Source organism: Acidiferrobacter sp. SPIII_3, assembly GCF_003184265.1.
Lineage (GTDB): Bacteria > Pseudomonadota > Gammaproteobacteria > Acidiferrobacterales > Acidiferrobacteraceae > Acidiferrobacter.
Genome location: NZ_CP027663.1, coordinates 977688 through 997515, shown reverse-complemented (window position 1 = coordinate 997515; position 19828 = coordinate 977688). Strand labels below are relative to the sequence as shown.

At 64.2% G+C, this 19828-nt stretch carries 22 protein-coding genes and 2 tRNA genes; 5 read left to right on the top strand and 19 right to left on the bottom strand.

Annotation, left to right across the window (positions count from 1 at the left end):
* Positions 1-65: 65 nt before the first annotated feature.
* A complete protein-coding gene (locus C4901_RS05235; RefSeq protein WP_168185558.1) occupies positions 66-1361 on the bottom strand; it encodes an ISL3 family transposase in 1296 nt (431 codons plus the stop codon).
* A 112-nt stretch (positions 1362-1473) separates the two neighbouring features.
* Positions 1474-1809: a DUF6788 family protein gene (locus C4901_RS05230; protein ID WP_145960626.1), complete on the bottom strand. Its 336-nt coding sequence runs from the start codon at positions 1807-1809 to the stop codon at positions 1474-1476.
* A gap of 39 nt (positions 1810-1848) precedes the next feature.
* On the opposite strand from C4901_RS05230, the gene C4901_RS05225 reads away from it, so the two are divergent.
* Complete coding sequence (locus tag C4901_RS05225; protein ID WP_110136437.1) at positions 1849-3255, top strand: transposase; 1407 nt, start codon at positions 1849-1851, stop codon at positions 3253-3255.
* Positions 3256-3457: 202 nt separating this feature from the next.
* On the opposite strand, the gene C4901_RS19170 is transcribed toward C4901_RS05225, so the two are convergent.
* The 13 genes from C4901_RS19170 to murJ form a co-directional block, all read right to left on the bottom strand.
* A complete protein-coding gene (locus C4901_RS19170; protein ID WP_110136436.1) occupies positions 3458-4108 on the bottom strand; it encodes a DUF3841 domain-containing protein in 651 nt (216 codons plus the stop codon).
* Positions 4109-4345, bottom strand: coding sequence for a tyrosine-type recombinase/integrase (locus C4901_RS19165; RefSeq protein ID WP_110136435.1), 237 nt, complete (start codon positions 4343-4345; stop codon positions 4109-4111).
* Positions 4345-5223 carry a site-specific integrase gene (locus C4901_RS05210; RefSeq protein ID WP_205736201.1) on the bottom strand — a complete coding sequence of 293 codons (879 nt, stop codon included), beginning with the start codon at positions 5221-5223 and terminating at the stop codon, positions 4345-4347. The genes C4901_RS19165 and C4901_RS05210 overlap by 1 nt, the downstream gene beginning before the upstream one ends.
* A 237-nt stretch (positions 5224-5460) precedes the next feature.
* Positions 5461-5536, bottom strand: a tRNA-Thr gene (locus C4901_RS05205).
* A gap of 46 nt (positions 5537-5582) precedes the next feature.
* Complete coding sequence (locus C4901_RS05200) at positions 5583-6017, bottom strand: Fur family transcriptional regulator (protein WP_205736200.1); 435 nt, start codon at positions 6015-6017, stop codon at positions 5583-5585.
* 4 nt (positions 6018-6021) lie between these two features.
* A complete protein-coding gene (gene thiO / locus C4901_RS05195) occupies positions 6022-7134 on the bottom strand; it encodes a glycine oxidase ThiO (protein ID WP_110138531.1) in 1113 nt (370 codons plus the stop codon).
* Positions 7135-7216: 82 nt separating this feature from the next.
* Entirely contained in the window at positions 7217-8161 is a 945-nt protein-coding gene (gene ispH / locus C4901_RS05190) for a 4-hydroxy-3-methylbut-2-enyl diphosphate reductase (RefSeq protein ID WP_110136433.1), read from the bottom strand.
* 17 nt (positions 8162-8178) lie between these two features.
* Complete coding sequence (locus C4901_RS05185; RefSeq protein ID WP_110136432.1) at positions 8179-8616, bottom strand: peptidylprolyl isomerase; 438 nt, start codon at positions 8614-8616, stop codon at positions 8179-8181.
* Positions 8617-8623: 7 nt separating this feature from the next.
* The gene (gene lspA, locus C4901_RS05180; protein WP_110136431.1) at positions 8624-9103 is read right to left on the bottom strand and encodes a signal peptidase II; all 480 of its coding nucleotides are present in this window, start codon (positions 9101-9103) and stop codon (positions 8624-8626) included.
* The gene (ileS, locus tag C4901_RS05175; RefSeq protein WP_110136430.1) at positions 9103-11925 is read right to left on the bottom strand and encodes an isoleucine--tRNA ligase; all 2823 of its coding nucleotides are present in this window, start codon (positions 11923-11925) and stop codon (positions 9103-9105) included. The genes lspA and ileS overlap by 1 nt, the downstream gene beginning before the upstream one ends.
* Entirely contained in the window at positions 11922-12863 is a 942-nt protein-coding gene (ribF, locus tag C4901_RS05170) for a bifunctional riboflavin kinase/FAD synthetase (protein WP_110136429.1), read from the bottom strand. The genes ileS and ribF overlap by 4 nt, the downstream gene beginning before the upstream one ends.
* A 127-nt stretch (positions 12864-12990) precedes the next feature.
* On the bottom strand, positions 12991-13398 hold the full coding sequence (locus tag C4901_RS05165) for a DUF2203 family protein (RefSeq protein ID WP_110136428.1): 408 nt from the start codon (positions 13396-13398) through the stop codon (positions 12991-12993).
* Positions 13395-14921 (bottom strand): murein biosynthesis integral membrane protein MurJ, encoded by a 1527-nt coding sequence (gene murJ, locus C4901_RS05160; RefSeq protein ID WP_110138530.1) that lies wholly within the window; start codon positions 14919-14921, stop codon positions 13395-13397. The genes C4901_RS05165 and murJ overlap by 4 nt, the downstream gene beginning before the upstream one ends.
* 201 nt (positions 14922-15122) lie before the next feature.
* Between murJ and rpsT the strand changes: the two genes are divergently transcribed.
* Positions 15123-15389: a 30S ribosomal protein S20 gene (gene rpsT / locus C4901_RS05155; RefSeq protein WP_110136427.1), complete on the top strand. Its 267-nt coding sequence runs from the start codon at positions 15123-15125 to the stop codon at positions 15387-15389.
* 20 nt (positions 15390-15409) lie between these two features.
* Here rpsT and proB read toward each other — a convergent pair whose 3' ends face one another.
* Genes proB through rplU form a run of 4 tightly spaced genes read right to left on the bottom strand, consistent with a single transcriptional unit; the run spans position 15410 to position 18224 of the window.
* Positions 15410-16525: a glutamate 5-kinase gene (gene proB / locus C4901_RS05150; RefSeq protein ID WP_110136426.1), complete on the bottom strand. Its 1116-nt coding sequence runs from the start codon at positions 16523-16525 to the stop codon at positions 15410-15412.
* Positions 16518-17579, bottom strand: coding sequence for an Obg family GTPase CgtA (gene cgtA, locus C4901_RS05145; protein ID WP_110136425.1), 1062 nt, complete (start codon positions 17577-17579; stop codon positions 16518-16520). Before cgtA ends, proB begins: the two co-directional genes overlap by 8 nt.
* A 42-nt stretch (positions 17580-17621) precedes the next feature.
* Positions 17622-17882 carry a 50S ribosomal protein L27 gene (gene rpmA, locus C4901_RS05140; RefSeq protein ID WP_110136424.1) on the bottom strand — a complete coding sequence of 87 codons (261 nt, stop codon included), beginning with the start codon at positions 17880-17882 and terminating at the stop codon, positions 17622-17624.
* 9 nt (positions 17883-17891) lie between these two features.
* Positions 17892-18224 carry a 50S ribosomal protein L21 gene (rplU, locus tag C4901_RS05135; protein ID WP_110136423.1) on the bottom strand — a complete coding sequence of 111 codons (333 nt, stop codon included), beginning with the start codon at positions 18222-18224 and terminating at the stop codon, positions 17892-17894.
* Positions 18225-18428: 204 nt separating this feature from the next.
* Between rplU and ispB the strand changes: the two genes are divergently transcribed.
* The 3 genes from ispB (at position 18429) to C4901_RS05120 (ending at position 19803) form a co-directional block, all read left to right on the top strand.
* Positions 18429-19427, top strand: a complete 999-nt coding sequence (gene ispB, locus C4901_RS05130; RefSeq protein ID WP_110136422.1) for an octaprenyl diphosphate synthase — start codon at positions 18429-18431, stop codon at positions 19425-19427.
* 27 nt (positions 19428-19454) lie between these two features.
* Positions 19455-19531, top strand: a tRNA-Pro gene (locus C4901_RS05125).
* Between the two features lie 20 nt (positions 19532-19551).
* Complete coding sequence (locus C4901_RS05120) at positions 19552-19803, top strand: PP0621 family protein (RefSeq protein WP_205736198.1); 252 nt, start codon at positions 19552-19554, stop codon at positions 19801-19803.
* Positions 19804-19828 lie beyond the last annotated feature (25 nt).

The window sequence follows — 19828 nt, the reverse complement described above, 5'->3', positions numbered from 1 at the left end:
ATATCCGGATCTCCCCACCAATAAAACCCGCAGATTCCCTAGCCTCATAGTGTTTTCCTCTGCCCTCACAGCGTACGCAAATCGGAAGGAATGTGCGCAGGGATATCGAGGTCTCCGATCGTAAGGAAGATCAGGTCAGCGAAGGGCTCCAAACCGCGGAATCCCGAGGCCCGGTTCTTCACGATCTTGAGTAGACGGTTGATGCCTTCGCCCACGGCATTGGTGAGCGGGCGTTCAATGAAGGAGAGGATATTGTCGAAGTGGTTCCGTACGGTGGTCACAAAGGTCTTCAGCGAGGGTAAGCGGCTTCTGAGGGCGGCCGTCATCCAGCGCTTCAAGAACTGCCTCGCCGCACCGGGATATGTGAAATGCCAGATGCGCTCGAACTCATCCTTCAAGACCCGGCCATGCGGCCGGCAATGCCAGGCGCGATGGATGCGCCGGTTGGAGGTGCGTAGCGCGTTTAAGAAGCGCGACTGTTTCTTGGAGCGATTCCGCGCCTGCATCCCGAGCATCCACCGCAGCCCCTTGATGGCCTGACGCCCCCGCTTATCCAGTCCCCGCCACTCGTCTTTCCGGACGGCATCGAGCGCCTCGTTCAAGGCCTTCACCACATGAAAGCGATCGATCACGAGGGTGGCGTTCGGGCAGTGGTGTTGAATGGCCCCAGTGTAGGCGCGGCCCCTGTCGCAACTCGCCCAGCGAATGCGCTGCTTCTGGCCATCCGATAACTGTTCGTTGAAGAACCGGTCGATGGTCTCGCGCCCCAAACCCCGCCCCACCCACACGACGTGCGAACGGTCCAAATCATAGATGATCGTGGCATATTTCCGGCCTTTGCAATACGCGATCTCATCGGCTCCGAGGGTCACCAAGCCCCGGATCGTGTGGCCCGTGCGCACCCGGGTGATGACCCGGTGCAGACAGTTAGAGAGCGTCGATGGGGCCATCTTCAGTATGGCGGCCGCTGCCTTTTGCGTCATGATCTGGCAGAGCGCGCAGATCCGAAACTCCAGGCGATAGGTGATGCGGGCATAAGGGGCGGCCCAGGGGATTTTCTCCTGCACGAGCCCATGGGTCGGGCAGAGGATCTCCTTGGGGGCATACCAGAACAGGGTCTTGCGGCCCAAGATCGCTACGTCCTCCCAGGATCGGGCCTCCTGGGCCTGGCGCACGATTGGGCAGCGGCGCTCACACACTGGGCAGCGGCAACCGTTTTTGAAGGGCTTGACCCAGAGATGGCGTTCCGTATCGCGTTGTTGGAATGAGAAGGCGGTGATTTTTAGGTCTTTCAGGCGGTGTATTTTCGCCAGCAACGTCAGGCGGCTCTGGGTTTCCTCTCTTTGTCGATGACTGGTCAACAACTGAGAGGAGACCTGTGTTTACCCTCCATTGCAAGCCCTTGTACGCCCCGACAGATATCACCCCACCTAACGCCTATCCCACCCTGGCCCGTTTACGCCGCCACACCCATCAGCCCTGCCTGATTATCAAGTCGATACCGTGGGGAAAGTCGGATAGAGCCTCTTTTTTGACGAACTTACTGCTGCTCTTTCCCTTGCGCGTGTAGCTCACCTGGTAGTAGGGACCGTGTTTTTTAGGCGGGTCTGCCTTGCAGCTGCATCCCGGTTTGCCACATACGTTGTACTGTTTTGACAGACTGCCTGGGCGCATATCTCCCAGCGCCACCAACGCCTTCTTGGTTTTCTCTATCTGTTTCTCTAGTGTCGTTTCGCGGTTCGTGGCCATGATGAAATAGATCTCTGTTTCGGTCCCTGAAGTATAGCATGTTGCGTCCGAGAGCATCATAATGCTATCGGACATTGCGCGCCACTTTGTGGAGAATCTATGCTTTGGAATTATTGGCTGACAGCCGTGCGCGAACTGCGTCCAGCGTGTTCCCGTACCCGCACATTCCTCTGGATGCTACTGACTCTGGCAGGTCTGTGCTGCCGCGCGGACAATGCCGGCGTTACCAGCTTCGTGCGAGCGCTCGATTTCTCCGGCAAGGCTTATCACCGCTTCCTGCATTTCTTCCACAGCGCAGGACTCCATCTCGAAACACTGACGGCTTGCTGGCTACGCCTATGCTTGAGGCTGTTTCGTCCATTTGAGGTGAACTCGCGCCTGGTCTTCCTCGCCGACGGGATAAAAGCACCCAAGGAGGGTCGCAAGATGCCGGGCGTGAAGCTGCTGCATCAACAATCTGCCGGTAACACTAAGCCTACCTACATCATGGGGCACTCGATGCAGGCCATTTCCCTGCTGGTGCAGTGCGCGGCCGGACAGGTGGCTGCCGTACCGCTGGTGTCGCGGATCCATGAGGGATTGGTGTTCTCCAACCGCGATGCCAGCACGCTCCTCGATAAACTGGTGGCGCTCCTGTTGACATTGGTCGGGGTGTGCCAGCGGCAGGTGCTGCTCATCGCCGACGCCTACTACGCGAGCGCAAAAATCATCCTGCCCTTGCTGGCCGGTGGCCACCACCTCCTGACACGGGCCAAGGGCAACGTGGTGGCCTATTGGCCGGCACCCGCGCCTGTCAGTCGCGGCAAGGGAAGGCCAAAACTCTATGGTCACAAGGTGCGACTTAAGGACGCGGCCAAAGAGGAGCATGCCTTCATCGAGGCGCCCAGTCCTGTCTACGGTGAGAACACTGTGCAGGTGCGGTACCGCGTCATGGATTTGATCTGGCGCCCCGTGGGACACCTCGTCCGATTCGTGATCGTCCACCACCCTCATCGTGGCACGATATTTCTACTCTGCACCGACCTCACACTCGAACCCATGGAGATCCTGCAACTTTATGGATTCCGTTTCAAAATTGAGATCGGATTCAAACAGGCTGTCCACGTCTTGGGGGCTCATGCCTATCATTTCTGGATGGCCGACATGAAGCCGATTCGACGTGGCAGCGGCAATCAGTATCTGCACCGGACATCGGATGGCTACCGCGCCGAGACACGACGTAAGCTCAACGCTTATCACGTCCAAGGGCCACTCGGGGTAATCGCTCAGGGATTGCTGCAGCACCTTGCCATCAACCACACGGCTGCAGTCTGGCACGGCTTTCGCAGCTGGTTACGCACCATGAACGAGGCCATGCCTCCATCCGAACTGGTCGTCGCCTACACCCTGCGCAGCGGACTGCCGGCATTTTTCGCGGTTGCCGCTAAATTCCCTGGCCTCGAGAAAATAATCGAGACATATCGTCGTCACGATGCGCCGCAGGAGAAATACAAATTGGCAGCATAGGAAAAGTTGGCACTGTCTAGCTTCTAACAAAAAAACCGCAATTCTCAATGTGAAGCGATAGAACCCGGAACACATCGGTGACGATGTAAGGATTACCGTGTCTGAGTGTGTCTGTGCCGCATGTTGGGCACCTACCCGCATACGCGCACGCTACTGGATACCCATGGTCGGTGCCACATTGAGAATTGCTGCACCATGACCGTTAGGGTAGCACTCTAACAACATCACATGGATCTATCTGCGAAAGCGTGGCCTGGATAAAGGGCCGGCGATCCCATGCGAAATCGGACACTCGGCGAGCTAACGTAAGATCGAATATTTGCTCCCAACTCCCCCTACACTCCGCCTCCGATGGAATGTTGCCGGAGTCTCCGTTCTTCTGATCGACACCGCTAGCGCCCGCCACCAGATACGGTTGTGTGGACCATATGTCGGGCCACCGCTCCTCATCTCCTTCCCCCATACAAGAAAAGATTTCCAGCAGGCGCGTCCATGGCGAATGGAAGGAGAACACGACGCGCTCTCTGGTCACCTGAATCTCCAATACCTGGTCTTTATCACCTAAGCAAGGCGATTGCACCGGCAGTGTCCAGACAGGAAGGCCGTGGCACTGGTATTGCCTGGGGAGACGTTCATTCATCTGCCCGACCATCCATTTATAGGCGCTACGTTTACCTTGCGCGCAATCGCTGTATGCATACTCCTCGCGACCTCTAAGGGGTACGCTGCCCTTTAAAAGCTGCGTTACCGCGTCGGTATGCTGGACCGTCCAGAGTCTAACGAGATCCTTGGGGCCACGGGGCTCGATGTCTTTGAGGACACTTTGTAATGTAGGGACCTCCGGAATCAGCATCTACTTCAACCTCCCCACAAAATCCTCCGCCCTGAAGTGAGCATACCGCTTAACCACTGGCCGTGCGGCCAGCAATGTCTGCATCGGCTTGTGCTCCGTGATCGCGGCTATCTCCAACCCACTGAAACCCCGCTCCCCAAGTCGGCTTGCGGCCTCGTGCCGTAAGTCGTGGAAGGTCAGGCCCTCGATGCCAGCGGCCTTGCAGACACGCTCGAAGGCCTGCGAGATGGGACTCACTAATCCAACCGCCCCACCAAATCCTCGGCCCGAAAATGAGTATACCGCTTAACCATCTGCATGGTCTTGTGCCCGGTGATCGCCGCCACCTCCATAGCCTCAAAACCCTTTTCAGAGAGCCTACTGGCCGCTTCGTGGCGCAAGTCGTGGAAGGTCAGGCCCTCGATGCCGGCCGCCTTGCAGACCCGCTCGAAGGCCTGCGAGATGGAGTCCGGGCGCATGCTCCATACGTGGCCGTCTGGACGACGTGGGAGCGCATTGAGGGTAGCGACGGCCGCCGTGGACAGCGGTATCCGCCGGGGCGTGCCCGTCTTGGTCTCCGGGATCAGCAACACCCGCGCCTGGCGGCATTGCGGGCCGGACGGCCCGTCCAGGTGCTCCCAACGCATGGCCGCAATCTCCCCGCGGCGCATGGCGGTCTCGATGGCCCAGGTGATGAGGGGGCCTATCTCCCCGCCGTAGGCCTGTGCGCTCGTTAGGAGGCGCGCGCATTCGTCGTCCCGTAGGCGTCGGTCGCGGCCCTGCGGGAGCTTCGGACGTTGACCCTTTACGGCCTCCACGGGGTTTGCGAGCGATTCCATGCCCCACGCCGTGCGAGCGGTGTTGAACAGGTGGGAAAGTAGCGCGAGCTCCAGGCGGATCGTATTGGCCCCTACCCCATCGCTCTGCCGTTGCTGAATGTAGGCGGCCATATCCTTGCCGCGAATGGTCGCCAATACCCGCCGGGCCAATGGCTGTGCCTGCCATCGCCGGATGAACCCCGCCTCATTCTCCGGGCGCCGCTTGCCGGGTGTAACCTCGGTAAGGTATCGGTCCAGGGCCTCGGCCAAAGTCGTATTCTCGGCCTCGGCACGCGAGACGAATACCCCGCGGTCCATCTCGCCCTCAATCTGGCGCGCCCAAGCCTCGGCCTCGGCTTTCGTGTTAAAGGTCTTGTATTGGGACTCGTGTCCCCGCCTGATGATCTGCGCCTACCAGGCGGTACGGCCTCCCGGCCCCGGACGCTTGCGGAACGTTGCCATAACCTCCCCCCTGTTTTGCCATACGCGTTATGGCGGGATTATGGCATATTCGGGGCTGTGGTCGGTAGGATTGCTCGTAAGTGCTTGATTTTATGGTGCCGGTGAGACGAATCGAACGCCCGACCTACTGATTACGAATCAGTTGCTCTACCGACTGAGCTACACCGGCATGGTGGGCCGTTACTATAACCTCTGGGTCTGGGAAAATGAAGGCTTCAGGCGACGCGATCCGCCGACGAGCGCAGCCGCACGATCACCTCCACCCCCTCCACCTCGGTGCCCTGGGGGAGCGGCGGAAGACCCGCGACCGACATCGTGCGTTCCTCGATATCGAAGAGCTCGCCGGTCTCGGTATTGTAAAAATGGTGGTGGGGCGCGGTATTGGAGTCGTACACCACGCGCGTGGGATCAATCACCACCTCGCGGATCAGGCCCTTCTCCGCGAATACGCCGAGGGTATTATAGACCGTCGCCTTGGAGACATGCGCCCCATCGCGATTCACGAGCCGAAACACATCCTCGGCCGTAAGATGTATCCGCCGATACACGAGGAGTCTCGCGATCTCGATGCGCTGGGCCGTGGGATTGATCCCATGACCCCGCAGGAGATCGGCAAGATCCTGGCTGGTGTGATCCTGGTAACCCTTCACAATGTCATTTTAGCACAGCCCCGCCGCTCCCGTCCTCGGACGGCCGGTCGGGTCCATAGGGGACCGGATCCAGGACTGGATCGCGCCCCAGCATGAGATCCGCTCCGAGGCGGGCGGACGCGGGGGCAAGCACGATGCCGTTGCGGAAGTGCCCGGTATTCACAAACAGGCCGTGGATCTCCGGGTGTCCCCCGATATAAGGGACCCCTTCCGGCGACGACGGTCGCAGGCCGGCCCATTGGTGGGTGACGGGGTAGGCGGCAAGCTCCGGCAGGATGGCGTGTGCGGCCTTCAACAGATCCTCGCGCGCGGCCTCGGTCGTCTCCTTCGTAAAGCCCACGCTCTCCATCGTGCTGCCGACCAGCACCGCCCCGTCGCGGCGTGGTACGAGATAACGCGCGCCCTTCAAAATCATGGGCCCCAGGAACCCCGGGCGCGTCTGGATCACGAGCATCTGGCCTCTCATCGGCCGCACCGGCAAAGGCAGGCCGTAGCGCTCCAGGAGCGGCCGGCTCCAGGCGCCGGCACACACGATCACCCGTGAGGCGGCGACGGTCTCGCCGTTGACCACAAGTCCCGTCAGCCGCTCCCGGTCGCGGGTGAAACCCTCGACCGTGGCCCGCTCATGGACCATGACCTTGAGTCCGCGCACGGCCGCACCCGCGGCGCGCAGGAGGCGTGGGCTGCGCACCTGGGCCGTGGCCGGCATCCATAGGCCCGGCCCGTCGAGACCATGACCTGGACAGACCTCGGCGAGATCCCGGGGCTCTAGCGGCACCCCGAAACGCGCCGCCCACCGCTGTGCCTCGCGCACCTCGTCGTCGCCCAGGCGCATGAGCCCAGACGGCGTCCATTCCGGATCGATACCACTCGCCTCGGCGAGGTCTTGGCAGAGGGCCGGATAGGCCGCCATGCTGGCCTGTGCAAGCTGCGTGACCGCATCCGGATAACGCCACGGGTGCAAGGGGGACAATATGCCGCCGGCCGCCCATGACGCCTCGTGGCCGACAGCACCCTGCTCAAACAGCCGCACCTCATGGCCGGCCATGGCCAGTTCGCGGGCGGTCAGGAGGCCTATGACACCGCCTCCCACGACAACAAGGGGATGGGTTCGCACCACAACATTCTCACATTAAAGGCCCCTCCGTGAAAGCGTCCGGAGAGGCGTCGGCCCTGACGGGTTTGGCGTCGCGGGCCCTTTACGATTGTCGCGCCAAACTCGCGCGTTTCAGGGACTTGGGGAGCGAGAACACCACAGTCTCGGCGGGTCCCTCCTCTTCCTGCACCAATCGCGCACCCCACTCGCCCAGGCGGCGGATGACCGCCTGCACGGCATGCTCTGGGGTGGAGGCGCCGGCCGTAACCCCTACCGCCTCGCTTTGCGCAAACCACGCGCGCTCCAGGTCCGCCGCGCCATCGACGAGATAGGCGGGGATGCCCATGCCGCCCGCAAGCTCACGCAGGCGATTGGCGTTTGAGCTGTGCGCCGAACCCACGACCACCACGACATCGCAATGTCGTGCCAGCGCGCGCACCGCGTCCTGGCGATTTTGGGTCGCATAACAGATATCGTCGGTACGCGGACCGCAAGCCGACGGGAATCGATGGCGCAGCGCCCCTATGAGGCGCGCAGTGTCCTCGACGGACAAGGTCGTCTGGGTCACGTACGCCACATGCTCGGGGTCCTTCACCGGTACCGAGTCAAGATCCTGTTCCGTCTGCACCAGATAGACGCCGTCAGCCACCTGCCCAAGCGTCCCTTCGACCTCCGGGTGTCCCGCATGCCCGATCAGCAGGCACTCGTAGCCCTCCCGGCGCCAGCGTATGACCTCCTTGTGGACCTTCGAGACCAGGGGGCAGGTGGCGTCGAACACGGTCAGTCCACGCACGCGCGCCTCCTCGGAGATGGCGCGGGCGACACCATGGGCACTGAATACCACGCGCGCCCCGCGGGGCACGTCGGCGAGATCCTCGACGAACACCGCGCCCCGCATACGCAGGGCCTCGACTACCGTCTTGTTGTGGACCACCTCGTGACGCACATACACGGGCGGCCCGAACTCCTCCAACGCGCGCTCCACCGTCGCTATGGCACGCTCGACACCCGCGCAGAAGCCGCGCGGGTTTGCGACATAAATCCTCATATCCGCCCCTCGGGCGCTCAACGGCCCCCGATCGCTACGATATCAACTTCGAATACCAAATCGTGGCCGGCAAGCGGATGCGTGAAATCGACCTCGACCCCGCCCTCCGTCACCGCCATCACCTGGCCCATGGCCTCGCGACCATCAGGGAGTGTAAAGCTAAACGCCATGCCCGGGATGAGATCAACGTCCACCGGAAAATCCGTGCGTGGCAGGATCTCGCGGGCGCCCTCGTCCCGCTCCCCGTAGGCGTCGGCAGCGGCCACGAAGTACCGCCCGCGCTCGCCTACGGCCAGCCCCACGAGACAGCGATCGAGGCCGGGCGGCAGATCGCCTCTCCCGACCACGACCTCCCATGGGGCCTCGCCGGGCGCCGTACCCTCGACACGCGTTCCGTCGGCAAGCGACAGCGTGAAGCGCAAGGCGACACGCGCACCGGCCTGAATGCGCTCCATCGCCGGCCTACCTCCTCTCCGGGGCCGCCGTCGCGCGCCGCGAAACCCACGCGTCTATGACAAGCAACACCGCGCCCACGGTGATCGCGCTATCGGCGAGATTGAACGTATACCAGTGCCAGGACCCGATATGAAAGTCGATGAAGTCCACGACCTCTCCCAGACGTATGCGATCCGCGAGGTTACCGGCAGCGCCCCCCAGGACCAACATCAGGGCCACCACGGTCAGCCGGTCGCGCCGCCCCCCGCGCACGAGAAATATGACGATACCAGCCACGATCGCCACCGCCACGGCGATAAAAAGGATATTCTGCCAGCCGCTCGCGTTGCTCAGAAACCCGAATGCCGCGCCACGATTGTAGACCAGGACCAGGTTCAGGAAACTGGTCACATGCACGGATCCCCGCGACAGGTAGCGTACCGCCTCGGCCTTGCTCCATTGATCGAGCACAAACACCGCGACCGCGATCAGGAGATAGCCCAGCATTAGGCGTACCTCCGTGCCCTTGGGCGGCCGGCGAGCATGTCGTGGCAGCGCCCACAAAGCATCGGGTGATCCGCGAAACGCCCGACCTCGGGCCTATGATGCCAGCAGCGCGCGCATTTGGCATGGGGCGAGGGCTGAACCACGATACTGAGATCCGCGCGGGTGGTCGCGACCGCGGCCTCGGGGCACGATGCCGCCGCATGCAGGCGGGCATCGGATGTGATGAAGAGGTAGCGCAGCTCGTCTGTCAATTCGGCAAGCCGCGCGTGCAGATCAGGCCCCGCATAAAGGTCGAGCTCGGCGTCCAGCGACGACCCGACCGCCCCGCTTGCCCGCAGCCGCTCAAGCTCCGGCCCCACCGCCTGACGCAAATCGAGGAGCAAGGACCAGAACGCGAGATCCGCGGGGGCGTCAGCGGAGACCTCCATATCGTGCCAGGTATTCAGAAAGACGCTCGCGGCGCGCTTGCCGGGCGCGTATCGCCACACCTCTTCGGCCGTGAAGCTCAGGATTGGCGCCATATGGCGCACCAGGACCTCGAGCATATGCCACAAGACGGTCTGCGCCGAGCGCCGCTCGCGGCTGGCCGCGGGCGAGGTATAGAGCCGGTCTTTCAGGACATCGAGATAGAAGGCACCGAGATCGACCACGCAAAAGTGGTGCAGCCGCTGATAGACGATATGGAACTGGAAGTCTTCATAGGCCTCGCGCAGCGACTGGTCGAGGTCGGCGGTACGCGCCAGCGCCGCGCGGTCCAGCACCAGGAGGTCCGTGGGCGCGAGCGCATCGCAGTCGGGATCGAACCCGGCGAGGTTGGCGAGCAGGTAGCGCGCGGTGTTCCGCAACCGTCGGTAGGCCTCGGTGATACGTTTTAGGATCTCCGGCGACAGCGACATCTCGGCGCGATAATCGGTGGCCGCGATCCATAGCCGCAAGACATCGGCCCCCAGGGTCTTTGTGATCTCCTGGGGCTCTATGCCGTTGCCGCGGGATTTCGCCATCTTCTGCCCCTGGGCATCGACCGTGAATCCGTGCGTCAGCACCGCCTTGTAAGGGGGCTCACCGGAATCCGCAACCGAAGTGAGGAGCGATGACTGAAACCAGCCACGATGCTGATCGGAGCCCTCCAGATAGAGGTCGGCGGGATGCGCGAGATCCGGCCGCACGGCGAGCACGCAGGCATGCGTGGAACCGGAGTCGAACCACACATCCAGGACATCGCGCACCGCCTCGTAATCCGCGGCCTCGGCGCCGAGCCATGCCGAGACCGGGCGCTCGAACCAACCGTCCACGCCCTCGACCTCGACTACGCGCGCGACCTCCTCCAGGAGCGCATCGGTGCGCGGATGGAGTTCGCCGGTCTCTTTGTGCAGGAAAAACGGGATGGGCACGCCCCACACACGCTGACGCGAGATGCACCAGTCGGGACGGCCGGCAACCATCTGCGCGATGCGCTGCTCCCCCCAGCCCGGCATCCAGCGCACCCGACCGATGGCCGCAAGCGCATCGCCGCGCAGGTTCGCGGCATCAAGCGAGATGAACCACTGGGCGGTGGCCCGGAAGATGATCGGCGTCTTGTGGCGCCAGCAGTGCGGATAGCTGTGCGTAATGGTGTCCACGGCCCACAGCGCCCCGCGCTCGCGCAGCACATCGACCAGGCGCTGCGAGGCCTCGGCGACGCCAAGGCCCTCCACGAACGGTGTGCCGGGCAGGAATCGGCCATCCGCGCCGACCGGGCCCTCGACCGGCAGGACCTCGCCGCTTCCGCGCCCATAGGCACGCGCCGCCTGATAATCCTCTTCGCCATGAGCGGGCGCGATATGCACAAGCCCGGTGCCGGCCTCGGTGGTGACATGCGCACCCTCGATCACGGGCAGCGAGCGGTCCAGAAACGGGTGGCGTAACCGCAAACCGGTGAGCGCCGACCCGCGAACATCAAGTCCGGTCGGCGTATTCGCAAAGCCATAGCGCGCCGCGACCGCGTCGGCCAATTCCTCGGCCACCAACCAGTAATCGCTGCCGGCCGACAGGATCCGGTATACGATCCCGCCGTGCACCGCCACCGCGCGATTGGCCGGCAGCGTCCAGGGGGTCGTCGTCCAGATCGGCAGATGCACCGCACCGGGACGCGCCGGGACGCCCACGCGTCGCCAGAAGTCGTCGGTGTCGATCACCGCGAACGGTACGTCCACGGCCAGCGAGCGGTGCTCGGCATAGTCGACCTCGGCCTCGGCCAGGGCCGATCGGCAATCGAGACACCAATGCACCGGCTTTTCACTGCGGTAGACGTGGCCGCGCGCGCGGATGCGCGCGAGCTCACGCACGATACCGGCCTCGAACCCGAAATCCATGGTGAGATAGGGGTGCGCGAAGTCCCCGAGCACGCCCAAGCGGATGAAGTCGCGTTTCTGGCCGGCCACCTGCTTGGCGGCATAGTCACGGCACGCCTTACGGAAGGCGCGGGCGTCGACATCACGCCCGCAACGTCCCACGGTCTTCTCCACGGCGAGCTCGATCGGCAGGCCATGGCAATCCCAGCCCGGGACATAAGGGGCATCGAAGCCGGCCAGACCCTTGGCCTTGACGATGATATCCTTCAGGACCTTGTTCACCGCATGTCCGAGATGGATGGCGCCGTTGGCATAGGGCGGGCCATCGTGCAAGACATAGCGCGGGTGGCGCGCGTGATAGGCACGCAGCTGCTCATAGAGACCGAGCGCCTCCCAGTCCTTGATCTGCTCGGGTTCGCGCGCCGGCAGACTCCCGCGCATCGGGAAATCCGTATGCGGCAGATTGAGGGTGTCTTTGTAGTCCGCCGTCATGGTCCTATCATTCCCCGATTGGCAAAAAAGCTGCGTGCGCAGGCGCGGTCGTGCTCGATCTGCGCGGTGAGCGCCTCCAGGGACGGAAACCTGCGCTCCTCGCGCAGGCGCTCAAGAAAGCCCACCTGCAGCCGTTGCCCGTACAGATCGCCGGCGAAATCCAGCAAATGGACCTCGAGCAGTACGCGTCCGCCGCCCACCGTCGGACGCCGCCCGGCGTTGGCGATACCGGCATAAACACGTCCGTGTTCGGTGCGCGCCGTGACCGCAAACACCCCCGCCACCGGCGGCGGGTCCGGCATGAGGATATTGGCGGTGGGAAACCCCAGAAGGCGCCCGCGGGCATCGCCCGCCACCACCCGCCCCCCATAATGGTAAGGGGCCCCGATGAGCCGTTCGGCCTCGCGCATGTCGCCGCGTGCCAGGGCCGTGCGCAGTCGCGTGCTGCTGACCCGCTGGCCGGTCTCGCTCAAGGTCCCCGTGGACTCGACAAAAAATCCGTGACGCCCCCCGGCGGCCTTCAGCATCACAAAGTCGCCGGCCCGTCCGGCCCCGAACCGGAAGTCGTCGCCGATCACAAGCCCGCGCGCGGCGAGCGCCCCGGCCAGGATATCCTCGATGAAATCCACGGCCGGCAGGGTGGCAAGCCGCTCATCAAACCGCAACACCATGGCGTAATCGACGCCTGCATCGCGCAACGCCGCAAGCTTCGCCGACAGCCGCATGAGTCGCGTGCGCGGTTCGCCGCGCGCAAAGTACTCCTGGGGCTGCGGCTCGAACAGCATGACAAGCGAGGACGCGTCGGCAGCCCGGGCGCGCGCCTTAAGGAGCCCCACCAATTGTCGATGGCCCTGATGAAAACCGTCGAAATTCCCGATCGTAACGACCGCCCCGCGATGACGCGGACGGACATTATAAAGCCCCCGAATACACTCCATGACCGGCGCTAACCGAAAGCCAAAAAGCTTAACGCATTGCACCGGTGCGGTCCAGGCGCGCCCCGCCCGTCCGCCTCATCGCCATGCCTCGGCCGGCCTACGCCCGCGTCGACCCACCGAGGCACTACTAACAGGCCCAATCCGGATCCAACTCCTCGATCACCTCCCGCAACGGACGGCGGGTGGCGTAATCCTCGCAGTAGCTGTGGTAGTAGGCGAGCCGCAGCTCCGGGAAACGCCAGCAGAGATAGCCGTCTCCGGTGTCGAAGTCCACGAGCCACAGACCCTTCACGACCACGCCCAGGCGCTCCATCTTCGCCACCCAGCGCTTCACAATGCACTCGTAATCCTCTTCCGCCTCATAGAGCGCCCCACTGTCCGGGGGCAGCGTCGACAACAGGCGGCGTACGGGCTCGAGCTCGCGGTAGGCGCCATAGGTGATATGCCGCACCAACGGAAAGAGCTCCTCGGCCTCCGCAAGGGTAAAGACGCGCGGGTCCCCTGGTGACCCGATCTGCCAAATCGCCGCCGTCATACGTCTTCATTCGCCCCAATCGACTGCAACCGTAACGCCTGGGGGCGGACCCCCAAAAGCCACATCACTGTACCATACACGGTAAGTCCCGCCGCAATCCACGCCCCCAACACCACCGCCCGATGCCCCCCCGGTGCCGTGAAGAACGCACGGGATACATGATGCGCCGGCCACAGCAGCAGCACCATGGCCAAGGTTGCGCCGCCGACCTGGACCCATAAGCGCCGCCAGCCGGGGCCCGGCTGATAGATCTCTTCGCGACGCAGACCGCGATACAGGAGATAGGCGTTCAGTATGCCCGACAGCGAGGTGGCGAGCGCCAGACCCGCGTGGGCCAGCGGCCAGATCAGCGCGACATTGAAGCCCATGTTGGCAATCAGCGCGATCGTGCCGATCTTCACCGGGGTGCGGGTGTCCTGGCGCGCATAGTAGCCGGGGGCCAGGACCTTGATCAGCAGGAAGGCCGGCAGGCCGACGGCGAACGCCACCAGGGCGCGTCCGGTCATGGCGGCATCGAAGGCGGTGAAGGCCCCGTAGCGGTATAACGTCACGATGATGGGCATGGACAGGACCATCAGCGCGGCGGCCGCCGGGACGGCGATGATCACCACCCAGCGCAAGGCCCAGTCCAGGGCATGCCCGAACTCCTCGGATGAGGCCTTTACGTGCTTTGCCGACAGGTGCGGCAGGATCACGGTGCCCAACGCCACGCCGAATATCCCCAAGGGAAACTCGAGCAGGCGATTGGCGAAATAAAGCCACGAGATGCTCCCGGTCACGAGAAACGAGGCCAGCATGGTATCGACCACGAGGTTGATCTGGGCGATGGACGACCCGAAGATGCCAGGCACCATGAGCTGGAACACGCGGCGCACGCCCGGATGACGAAACGAGAAGTGGGGGCGCGGTAGAAAACCGATACGGCGCAGAAACGGGATCTGGAACAGGAGCTGCAAGACACCGCCCATGAACACCCCCCATGCGACCGTGACCACCGGCGCCCTGCTATGGGGGGCGATCACGCCGGCGGCGACGATCAGGCTCAGATTGAGAAGCACCGGGGTAAAGGCCGCCGCCGCGAACCGTCCGCGGGTATTCAGGATGCCGGCGGCCATGGCCACGAGCGAGATGAAAAAGAGATAAGGAAAGGTGATGCGCAAGAGGCGCACCGCCAGATGATACTTGGCGGGATTGGCGAGAAAGCCCGGCGCCAGCACCCAAATGACCACCGGCGCCGCCAGCACCCCGACTGCGGTCACCACCAGCAGGACGAGCATGAAGGTGCCGGCCATGTGATCGATGAAGGCCCGCGCCTCGTCGTCCGCCGAGGCCCCTTCCTTGTGGAGCTCGGCGGCGAACACCGGTACGAACGCCTGCGAGAACGCCCCCTCGCCGAACACGCGGCGCAGGAAGCTCGGTATGCGAAACGCCACGAAGAAGGCGTCGGCGAGCGCCGTCGTCCCGAGGAGCCGCGCGAGCAGGATGTCACGGACAAAGCCCGTGATCCTCGACACGAATGTCATGCCCCCCGCGGCAAACAGCGAACGAATCAGGCGATTGGCCACCGCTTCTCCTTAAGGCCTCATCCCTACGGCCGCGCAAAGCCCGCGAGTATAGCGCCCGGCGCGCGCCCCACAAACGCCCGCCGTCCGCGCCATTGACAAGCCCCAGGGGCCACGGCATAGTGTGCCGCTTTTTCCTATCCTCTTCCCAGGAGCAGGCTTTTGGCGAATACAGTTCAAGCAAAGAAACGGGCTCGGCAGGCCGAGATCCACAGGCAGCGGAACGTCGCGTTTCGCTCGCAGATCCGCACCGCGATCAAGAAGGTGCTGAAGGCGGTGCACGACAAGGACATCGCTGGCGGTCAGATGGCGTTGCGCGAGGCAAGCTCGGTGATCGACCGCGGGATATCGCGCGGCATCATGCATCGCAACACCGCGGCGCGCTACAAGAGCCGCCTGAACGCCCGCCTGCACCGCGCGAGCCCCTAGGGCCGGCGCCCAGAGCTCGGCTAGACGATCACGAGGTTATCCCGGTGGATAACCTCGGGCTCGCCCTGATAACCCAATATCGGCTCGATCTCCTCGCTCGGCCGCCCCATCATGAGACAGAGCTCCGCGGCCGGATAGTTGACGAGACCGCGCGCCACCTCGCGACCCTCGGCATCGACGCACGCCACCATCTCGCCGCGCGCAAATGACCCCTCGACCCCACGGACCCCGACCGGTAACAGGCTCTTGCCGGCCTCACGCAACACCCGCACCGCGCCGGCATCGAGCGTGAGGCGACCACGCACCGCCAGATGTGCGGCCAGCCACTGCTTGCGCGCCGCGAGCCGCGAGGTCGCCGGATAAAGGTAGGTCCCGAGCGGCTCGCCGGCCAGTACCCGCAAAAGCACGTCCGGCTCGCGTCCGGCGACGATGACGGTGGCCGCCCCCGAGCGCGCTGCCTTGTGGGCGGCGGTCAGCTTGGTACGCATCCCGCCACGCCCGAGATCCCCGGGCGCGCCGGCCATGGCAAGATACACAGGGTCGCCGGCCGGGGCCTCGGAGACCAGGCGCGCCGCGGGATTGACGCGCGGATCCTCTTCATAGAGGCCAGCCTGATCGGTCAGGATGATGAGCAGTTCAGCCTCGATCAGATTGGCGACCAGCGCCGCCAAGGTGTCGTTGTCGCCGAAGCGGATCTCTTCGGTGGCTACGGTGTCGTTTTCATTGATGATCGGCACCACCCCGAGCGCGAGCAGCGCGCGCAACGCGCTACGGGCATTGAGGTAGCGTTTACGGTCGGCGAGATCATCGTGGGTCAACAGCACCTGCGCGGCGTGACCGCCATGACGCGCAAACGCCGTCTCGTAGGCCTCGATCAGTCCCATCTGCCCAAGCGCCGCCAGGGCCTGCAGCTCGTGGAGGGCGCGCGGCCGCTTCTTCACCGCCAGCCGCTGCATGCCGCAGGCTACCGCCCCCGATGACACCAGGACCACGTCGCGCCCGGCTGAGCGCAGCGTGGCAAGCTGCGCCACCCACGCCTCGAGCGCCGGGCGGTCGAGGCCTGCGCCATGATTGGTGAGCAGGCTGCTGCCGATCTTTACCACCACCCGGCGGGCGCCGGCGAGTCCGCTACGCATCGTCGCACCCTTCCAGGGTCTCGGCCGGCGGCGGCGCGGCCGGGCCCAAGGCCTCCAGGCGCTGCATCAGCCGCCCCATGAGCTCGGTGCAGCCCGACCCCTTGATGGCCGACACCGCGGCGTACGGACCCGTCCAATCCAACGCCTTTCGCAAGGCCTCGAGACGCGCGGGGCGCTCGGCCTCCGGCCACAGGTCGACCTTGTTGAACACAAGCCAGCGCTCCTTCAACCCGAGGTCGCCATCGAACAGCCGTAGCTCCTCTTCGATGACGCGCACGTCCCGCACGACATCGGTGTTCGTGTCCAGGGGCGCCACATCGACCAGATGCAGCAGCAGTCGGGTGCGCGCCAGATGGCGCAGGAACTGCATCCCGAGCCCCGCACCCTCGTGGGCGCCGGCGATGAGGCCCGGGATGTCGGCGATCACAAAACTCCGGTGACGCTCGACGGTCACCACCCCGAGTTCCGGATGGAGGGTGGTAAAAGGGTAGTCTGCGACCTTGGGACGGGCCTCGGAGACCGCGCGCAGAAATGTGGATTTGCCGGCGTTGGGCAGGCCCACGAGACCGACATCGGCCAGCACCTGCAATTCGAGAAAGAGTGCGCGGCCTTCGCCCGGGGCCCCGGGGACCGTACGGCGCGGGGCGCGATTGGTGCTGCTCTTGAAGTGGGTATTACCGAGCCCGCCACGGCCGCCCTTGGCCACCAGCAGCCGGGCCCCGTCGCGCGTGAGGTCGCCAAGGAGATCGCCGGTCTCGTGATCCCGCACCAGCGTACCGATCGGGACTGCGACCACGAGATCGGCGCCGTTGCGACCGGAACGCTGCCGTCCGGATCCGCCACCGCCGTTGGCGGCGCGGAACTGTCGCGTGTACCGGAAATCAGCCAGGGTATTGAGGCCGCTTTGGGCCTCGAAGTAGATGCTGCCTCCCGCGCCGCCGTCGCCACCGTCAGGCCCGCCGCGCGGCACGAACTTCTCGCGGCGGAAGCTCAAGGCCCCGTTGCCCCCATCGCCCGCCTGGACATGGATGGTGGCCTCATCGACGAACTTCATGCATTCCTCCCCGAGAACCCCGGGGCCGCGACCGCGGATTCCTTACGAGGCGATAACGACGCTGACCGTCTTGCGACGCTGCGGCCCCTTGACCTCGAACACCACCTGCCCCTCGGCACAGGCAAACAGGGTATCATCCTTGCCGATCCGCACATTGCGGCCAGGATAGAAGCGGGTACCGCGCTGGCGTACGATGATATTGCCGGGAATGACCTTCTCTCCGCCGAAACGCTTGATGCCCAGGCGCTTCGACTCGGAATCGCGACCGTTGCGGGAACTCCCGCCTGCCTTCTTGTGTGCCATGACCGCTCCTTACCCCTGCACCGACTGTTCGCTCTTGCCCGCTATGGCCAAGATCTTCAGTTCCGTATAGTTCTGACGGTGACCCGCGTGTTTGCGGTAGTGCTTGCGCCGGCGGGTCTTGAAGATGCGGATCTTCTCGCCGCGGCCGTGACTCTCGACGCGCGCCATCACCGTCTCGGACAGCGCCGGGGCACCCACCCGCACGTCGCTGCCATCGGCGATCAGCAGGACCTTGCCCAAGCTCACGTCCTGGCCGACCTCGGCCGGCAACGTTTCGACCCGCACGGTCTCGCCCACCGCCACCCGATATTGCTTACCGCCCGTCTCGATTACCGCGTACATTGCCGTGAATGACTCCCTGACCGAATGTCCCAGGGGCGGCGGGAAAATTCCGGTTGCCGGCCCCGTTAAAAGCGGCGATTCTAGTGACTTTGGGTGAGCGGGTCAATGCATCGTGCTCTGGCGGCCCGACCTACCGCCAGTCGGTCGCTTGACAGCACACGTCATTCCGGCAGAGCATGACGGCGCTTTTGCCAAGGGGAGCCCATGTCCACGCCTGCGCCTGTCGATCACCCGGCCTTCGACCTCGACGACATCCATGCGCTCATCAAAGACGAGAGCCTGGCCATCGACCGCGAGATCGCCCGTCGGCTCGACTCGGAAATCGTGCTCATCAATCAGCTGGGGCGCTATATCATTCAAAGCGGCGGCAAGCGCCTGCGTCCGGCGGTACTGCTGCTGGCCGCCAAGGCCTTTCATTATGAAGGCACCGCGCACATCACCCTGGCGACCGTCATCGAGTTCATCCACACCGCGACGTTACTGCATGACGACGTCGTCGATGGGTCGGCGATGCGCCGCGGACAGGCGAGCGCCAACGCCGTATTCGGCAACGAGGCAAGCGTGCTGGTGGGCGATTTCCTGTACTCGCGGGCCTTCGAGATGATGGTCGAGGTCCAAAACCTGCGGGTCATGGAGATCCTGGCGCACGCCACCAATACCATCGCCGAGGGCGAGGTCATGCAGCTCATCAACTGCAACGACCCGGACATCGAAGAAGATCGCTATCTCGCGGTCATCCGCAGCAAGACCGCCAAACTCTTCGAGGCCGCAGCCGAGCTTGGCGCGGTGCTCGGTGGCGCCCCCCTCATGGAACCGGTCCTGGCCGCCTACGGCCGTCATCTCGGCACCGCCTTTCAACTTGTCGACGACGCCCTCGATTACGGCCAGCACAACGCGCGCCTCGGAAAGAACATCGGCGACGACCTGGCGGAGGGCAAGACCACGCTGCCGCTCATCCATGTATTGCGCACCGGCGCACCCGCCGAGCGCGCGCTGGTGCGCGATGCCATTGAACAGGGCGGGCTCGAACGCATCGACGGGGTGGTGGCCGCCATTGAATCCACTCAGGCGATCGCGTACACTTGCGCGCGGGCCGAGGGCGAGGCCGATTTGGCGCGGGCGGCACTCTCACCTTTGCCCGACTCCCCGTATAAGCAGGCATTGCTGGACTTGGCCCATTTTTCCGTTCACAGGGACCACTAAGAGGGGTTCCGGAGGACGGCACGTCGACGGGGTGTAGCTCAGCCTGGTAGAGCACTAGCTTCGGGAGCTAGGGGCCGGAGGTTCGAATCCTCTCACCCCGACCAATTTAGAGAGCATCGCCTTCGTGAAGCTCCTGGTCGATCTTCTTGTCATATGGGCCGCCTGGTGGTTCATCCGCCGCGCCCTGCGTCCGCAACGCCCCTTTCGTACCCCACCACCACGGCCCACGCCGCTACGCCGCCGCATACGCACCGCCGGCGACATGGTGGCCTGCGCCCACTGCGGTCTTTATGTCCCGCGCTCCGAGACCGTCCCCGGGGCCCATGACGCACTGTTTTGCTGCCCGGAGCACCGCGACGCCGCGCACCACGGCTGAGCCTTTGCCTTAACGGTGAAACTGT